The sequence below is a fragment of the Candidatus Nitrotoga sp. M5 genome (assembly GCF_927904885.1).
Classification (GTDB): Bacteria; Pseudomonadota; Gammaproteobacteria; order Burkholderiales; family Gallionellaceae; genus Nitrotoga.
In genome coordinates this window covers 1-2084 of sequence record NZ_CAKMNW010000037.1, presented here as the reverse complement: position 1 = coordinate 2084, position 2084 = coordinate 1, and the positions used below count along the sequence as shown (strand labels likewise).

At 45.6% G+C, this 2084-nt stretch carries 3 protein-coding genes; all 3 read left to right on the top strand.

The window, feature by feature from the left end:
- The first annotated feature begins 972 nt into the window (after positions 1-972).
- The gene (locus tag MJ770_RS08795; RefSeq protein WP_239252664.1) at positions 973-1158 is read left to right on the top strand and encodes a hypothetical protein; all 186 of its coding nucleotides are present in this window, start codon (positions 973-975) and stop codon (positions 1156-1158) included.
- Between the two features lie 83 nt (positions 1159-1241).
- Positions 1242-1535, top strand: coding sequence for a hypothetical protein (locus MJ770_RS08790; RefSeq protein ID WP_239252661.1), 294 nt, complete (start codon positions 1242-1244; stop codon positions 1533-1535).
- Positions 1532-2084, top strand: a 553-nt coding sequence (locus MJ770_RS08785) for a YMGG-like glycine zipper-containing protein (RefSeq protein ID WP_239252646.1), incomplete at its 3' end; no start/stop codon positions are given. The genes MJ770_RS08790 and MJ770_RS08785, both read left to right, overlap by 4 nt.

The following is a 2084-nucleotide window of genomic DNA, read 5'->3' as shown; positions in this document are numbered from 1 at the left end:
AACGCATCAAGTACGGAGGCGTAAAACAGATTAGCACTCAGGCTGCTTGCGTAGCATGATCTGAACGACAGAATCGAATAATTCAGTGTCGACTAATTATTATTAATCATGTGCTTGGCTGTTATATGGATAACGAGAAACTCTACGTCATCATATGGTTACCAAGAGCCTATCGACAGCTGCGACATAGCTAATTCATTTACCTGACAGGGCACCTTAAAGATATCCAAGAAAAGCGGGGTAACTCAACTCAGAAAATTATTCTTTCTCAATTTTTTGACAGATTACCAAGATTTTCTTTAATTTAAGCTGTAATTGGCAGTTATTCTCAATTTTGTGCGCAATGACGTTGTCGATGCGGAGGTGTTTTCTACGAATCACCTGGCGCTCATCCAGTCGTTGAAAAAATAGTACACAAAAAACCAGATTTATTTGTTAAACGCGTTTATAAACAGCGGAATTTGACAGCTAATATCCGTATTCCTACCTGGTTGGGGCGGGAAACGTTCAACCGATGAGCTGATATGGGAAACTTGTGCTGCGGGTTCGGACGACTAGTCGCTTGAGGTTCACTATAATTATGGCGGCCCCTTCAAGACTCATAGCATGTTTGGAGAGACTTAAACATATTTCGAGAAAAATTCTCCATATTAAATTCGCGCAATTGTCAACGGTTATTGAAGGTATACGTTTTTATTAATATATTCAAGATTTTTAGCGTTATCTCAAAGTGGCTTGAAGCTGAATAATTATCGTTAGTATTTGAAATTGCTAGTGAAATGTATTTCACAGAGATCAGAGATCAAAGTGGGATCGTTACTAAAGTGTATGGGATAGCAATTCTGTGAGTAGATTTCTACGTATACTGAATGAATAATAGGGGTATGGGAATAATGAATACATTAAAAATCAGCCAATCTTTAACTTTAGTCACAATGCTGTTGGTCGGAACATTGATGAGTGAGGTGACGATTGCGGCAGGCGGCGGACACTCCGGACATGGATTTAGCGGTGGCGGCCACGCAGGTGGAGGTAGGCATGTTGGTGGAGGTAGGCATGTTGGTGGAGGTAGGCATGTTGGTAGAGGTAGGCATGTTGGTAGAGGTAGGCACAATGGTGGACGAAACTTCAGGGGAAGAAACTCAGGTGCGAGAGTAGGCATCTACTTGGGTGCACCGATTGGTTTTGGCTATGGATTTGGATATAGTCCCTACTCTTACTATAGGGCTTCTTACTATGGAATGCCCTATGCGTATTCGCCCGCTTATTATCCACCTGTTCCGACTTATTACCCGCTGGTGCAGCCTGCGCCGGTAACTTATGTAGAGCGAAGCGACGAGTCACAGATCGATACACAAGTAGCTTCGAATGATTCGCCGCAAGATATTCAGGAGGCATGGTGGTATTACTGCGTTGATAGAAAAGCCTATTATCCATATGTCAGTCAATGCCCGGGAGGATGGCTGCGAGTCGCTCCTCAACCCGCACCTGATTCTGGCGATCAACCTGATTTAAATGATTCAACTGTTCCATGACTATTACTTTGAGGCTCTCATTCTTACTGACTGCAATTGTGTTGTTGAACGCTTGTACGTCGGTACCGTCTGGTCCAGGCGTACTTGTGTTGCCAGGCTCGGGAAAAAGCTTTGATCGGTTCCGATTGGATGATGCCGATTGTAGGCAATATGCCAGCGCTCAGGTAGGCGGTGGCTCTGCAAATGCAGCAGCGATTGATAGTGGCGTAAAAAGCGCGGCGATTGGAACTGCAGTTGGTGCCACAGCGGGCGCACTGTTTGGTGGGCGTAACAGTGTAGGTGTGGGTGCGGGCGCTGGATTGCTCATGGGTTCTATGGTAGGAATGGGATCTGGTGAAAGTTCGGGGTATAACCTTCAGCAGCGTTACGACTTTGGATATCAGCAGTGTATGTATGCGAAAGGCCATCGTGTTCCAGTATCGGGGCGCCTGGATTATTCGAGGCAAACTGTCAAGACAAGTAATTATGTGTCTTCACCGACTCCGAGCAGCTCGCTATCGTCGACTTCTGCCGGTGGTTTTGTGCCTCCGCCTCCCCCCAGTGGTGTTC